4 protein-coding genes and 1 rRNA gene are annotated in these 3,726 nt (G+C 59.9%); all 5 read right to left on the bottom strand.

The genetic code is table 11. The annotated features are described in order from the left end of the window. Window positions 1-552, bottom strand: a 552-nt coding sequence (locus ACESMW_RS18675; RefSeq protein WP_372988466.1) for a GTP-binding protein, incomplete at its 3' end; no start/stop codon positions are given. Between the two features lie 88 nt (window positions 553-640). Further along, the gene (gene rimI, locus ACESMW_RS18670) at window positions 641-1,129 is read right to left on the bottom strand and encodes a ribosomal protein S18-alanine N-acetyltransferase (protein ID WP_372988465.1); all 489 of its coding nucleotides are present in this window, start codon (window positions 1,127-1,129) and stop codon (window positions 641-643) included. Between the two features lie 5 nt (window positions 1,130-1,134). After that, entirely contained in the window at window positions 1,135-1,944 is an 810-nt protein-coding gene (locus ACESMW_RS18665; protein ID WP_372988464.1) for a 2-isopropylmalate synthase, read from the bottom strand. A 15-nt stretch (window positions 1,945-1,959) separates the two neighbouring features. Beyond that, window positions 1,960-3,510, bottom strand: coding sequence for a 2-isopropylmalate synthase (locus ACESMW_RS18660; RefSeq protein ID WP_372988463.1), 1,551 nt, complete (start codon window positions 3,508-3,510; stop codon window positions 1,960-1,962). A 116-nt stretch (window positions 3,511-3,626) separates the two neighbouring features. Then, window positions 3,627-3,726, bottom strand: a 5S ribosomal RNA gene (rrf, locus tag ACESMW_RS18655); the annotation flags it as partial.

Raw genomic sequence — 3,726 nt, 5'->3', positions numbered from 1 at the left:
GGTAAGGTGGTAGACGCCCTTGAAGTTCTTGCCCATGCCAATGGGCCAGGTGATCGGCGCACAGGCGATTTTGAGGACATCCTCCACCTCATCCATCAACTCCACGGGATCACGGGTTTCGCGGTCAAGCTTGTTCATGAAGGTGAGGATCGGAGTATCCCGCAGCCGGGTGACTTCCATCAGCTTGATGGTCCGCTCCTCGACACCCTTGGCACTGTCGATCACCATGAGGCAGGAGTCCACGGCGGTCAGGGTGCGGTAGGTGTCCTCCGAGAAGTCCTCGTGGCCCGGGGTGTCCAGAAGGTTGACCAGCTTGCCGCCATACGGGAACTGCATCACGGAAGTGGTTACCGAGATGCCCCGCTCTTTCTCCATCTCCATCCAGTCGGACTTGGCGTGCTGACCGGATTTCTTGCCCTTCACCGTACCGGCTTTCTGGAGCGCCTGCCCGAACAGCAGCACCTTCTCGGTGATGGTGGTCTTACCGGCGTCCGGGTGGGAGATAATGGCAAAAGTACGGCGCTTGGCCACTTCCTGGGAAAGATTCGACATAGTTTGCTAAGAGCTCGGAATCGGAGGATTTTGAAAACCCGTTATTATAAGCCGTAAGCACCCACCCCGTGAACAGCACAGGTGGTGATCACTTACTGCCCAGCGAGAGAGTCATGACCCTGGCATCTTCACGGCCGTGGGCAGCCGGATAGTAGCCGGGGCGCCGGCCAATCTCCTCGAAACCGGCGCTGACATAGAGCTGTTCGGCAGCACGGTTGGTCACCCGAACCTCGAGCAGGACCTGGACCATGCCATCTTCCCTCGCCTTCTCCACCAGGTGCTCCAGCAGATAGCGCCCGGCGCCGCAACCCCTGCTGTCCGGGTGCACGCAGAGGTTCAGCAAGTGGGCCTCATCCACCAGATACGCCACCACCGCGTATCCAATGAGGGAATCCTCTTTGCAAAGCGCCCACAGACGATAGTTGTCCTTGAAACAGTCCAGGTAGACCGCTTCGCTCCAGGGGTGGGAATAGCCCTGGCGTTCGATTTCCAGCACCCGGGAAAGATCGGAATGGGACAGAGCACGAATCTCGAGAGCAGGCCCATCCGCACTTACGAACGCTGGTCGGTTATTCATGGGCATCAGGCAAACGGCTTGAGAAGCTGCCAGAGTTTTTTCTTCAACACGGGGTTCCCGGCAAGTTCCGCCAAAGTATGGGGGAAAACCAGTTCCGGTTTGCGCCCGAGGGCCTGGGCAAACCAGTGCTCTGCCCCGGATTGATCGCCGGAATCCGGAACGCCCAGGAGAATCACCTGCTGGGCTTCCACCGGCTCAAGCACGCCCCTGAGTACATCGACCAGATCCGCCAGACGATTACCCGGAATCAGCGGATTATTGAATACCGGCCACAGAACCGGCCCGAGTTCCCGGGCCTCCTGATCACCAACGCTCTTCAGGATATTGCCCGCCAAAGTCTCCTGCAGGCGCAGACTCGCCTCTCCGGAGAGATCTGATACCAGCACAAACCGTCTGCCGCCCCACAACCGGAGATTCAACTTCTGCCGGAACGGTGCCGCCTGGGATTCATCGACGGACCGGCGGGGTTCGTTCGCCGCGGCGCCAGCTTCCTGTTCGGCCTCTGGCTCAGGCCCGGCGGATGGCGGTGTTGCCGTGGCACCTGAAGACTCCGGGGCTGACGCCTCCATCAGCGACTGGAGATTGACTGCCCGGGCAGGCTTCGCACTCTTCCCGGAAGGCTTCCTGGTTACCGCGGGGGCAACTTGCGCTCTCGGCTCAGTCGCAGCGGGGATTTCCTCAGGGGAAGGCGATACTTCCTCCGGGAATTCAAAATCCGGGCTCGGGGCGGCACCGGGCAGCGGTGACCGGGCGTACCAGAGACGTACACCGGCCACTCCCAGGTAGAACTGACGCTCGGCTTCGGTATGGATCATCACACTACCCGCGGCTTATACATCCGCCACCTGGGGATGCTGACGGATACCGCCCCGGCTGATCAGATTCAACGCCTCGATGTAGGCCTTGGCCGAGGCGATAATGATATCGGTATCCGCACCGACACCATTGACGATCCGGCCGCCCCGCTCCAGGCGTACGGTCACCTCGCCCTGGGCATCCGTACCACTGGTAATGGCATTAACCGAATACAGCTGAAGGTTGCAGCCGGAATCCACCAGGGACTCGATCGCCTTGAAGGTGGCGTCGACGGGTCCACTGCCCTCGGCCTCCACCCTGTGCTCCTTGTCGTCCACCGTGAGGGTCAGGCTGGCCTTCGGGACCACGCCGGTCTCGGAGCAGACCTGCATGCAGACCAGTCCATAGGGGCCTTCCTCGTCCTTCTGGCGGGTATCGGTGGCAATGGCCTGCAAATCCTCATCGAAGATTTCATGCTTGAGGTCGGCCAGGGCTTTGAACCGGGTGAAGGCCTCGTTCAGCTCAGTCTCGGTCTCAAACTGGATACCCAGCTCCAGCAGCCGGGTGCGGAACGCGTTGCGACCGGAGTGCTTGCCCAGCACCAGGCTATTGGTGTGCCAGCCCACGTCCTGGGCGCGCATGATTTCATAGGTTTCCCGGTGCTTGAGGACCCCGTCCTGATGAATACCGGACTCATGGGCGAAGGCATTCGCACCCACGATGGCCTTGTTGGGCTGAACCGGGAAACCGGTAATGGTGGAAACCAGTCGGGATGCAGGAACGATGTGCTGGGTATCAATCCGGGTATCGATATTGAACAGGTCCTGACGGGTACGAACCGCCATGACGATCTCTTCAAGAGCGGCGTTGCCTGCGCGCTCGCCGAGACCGTTGATGGTGCACTCCACCTGCCGTGCGCCGCGGGTGACGGCGGCCAGGGAGTTGGCTACTGCCAGGCCCAGGTCGTTATGGCAATGAACCGAGAAAATCGCCTTGTCGGCATTGGGTACCCGATTCATGATCTGATGGATGGTTTCACCAAACTGTTCCGGGATCGCGTAACCCACGGTATCGGGGATATTGATGGTACGGGCACCGGCGTCAATGGCCGCCTCGATAATGCGGCACAGGAAATCCAGCTCGGAACGCCCGGCATCCTCGCAGGAGAACTCGACGTCATCCACGTGGCTGCGGGCCCGTTTCACCGCTCGCACCGCCTGCTCCACAACCTGATCCGGCTCCATCTGCAGCTTGTGCTTCATATGGATTGGAGAGGTGGCAATGAAGGTATGGATGCGGCCACGCTCGGCCGGCCGGATCGCTTCTGCGGCGCGATCAATATCATTGTCGAGAGCACGGGCGAGACTGCATACCCTGGATTCCCTGATGTTCTCGGCAATCTGCTTCACGGCATCGAAGTCGCCCTGACTGGCGATTGCAAAGCCCGCCTCGATAACGTCAACACGCAGTTTCTCAAGGGCCTTGGCAATGCGGAGCTTTTCCGCCTTGTTCATGGTCGCGCCCGGGCTTTGTTCGCCGTCACGGAGGGTAGTATCGAAAATGACCAAGTGATCAGTTGCGGCCATTGGCAGGGCTCCCGTCAGAAACTTTGGTGTGGTTTTGGAAGGGAGTATATCACTTCTCCCGAACCGGAAATAAAAAACCCCCAACGGCGAAGCCGCTGGGGGTTTTGGTATTAAGAACCTGACGATGACCTACTCTCGCATGGGCCATGCCACACTACCATCGGCGCAGGTCTGTTTCACTTCTGAGTTCGGGATGGGATCAGGTGGTTCCAGACC

The organism is Marinobacter sp., from assembly GCF_041690455.1.
In the GTDB taxonomy this organism is placed as follows: domain Bacteria; phylum Pseudomonadota; class Gammaproteobacteria; order Pseudomonadales; family Oleiphilaceae; genus Marinobacter.
The sequence above is the reverse complement of the archived record's forward strand: the minus strand, read 5'-3'. Positions and strand labels throughout refer to the sequence as shown.

Bases quoted from the DNA above. Each gene is read 5' to 3' on its own strand.
- rimI (WP_372988465.1), bottom strand. From the start codon at position 1,129: ATGAATAACCGACCAGCGTTCGTAAGTGCGGATGGGCCTGCTCTCGAG.
- ACESMW_RS18665 (WP_372988464.1), bottom strand. From the start codon at position 1,944: ATGATCCATACCGAAGCCGAGCGTCAGTTCTACCTGGGAGTGGCCGGT.
- ACESMW_RS18660 (WP_372988463.1), bottom strand. From the start codon at position 3,510: ATGGCCGCAACTGATCACTTGGTCATTTTCGATACTACCCTCCGTGAC.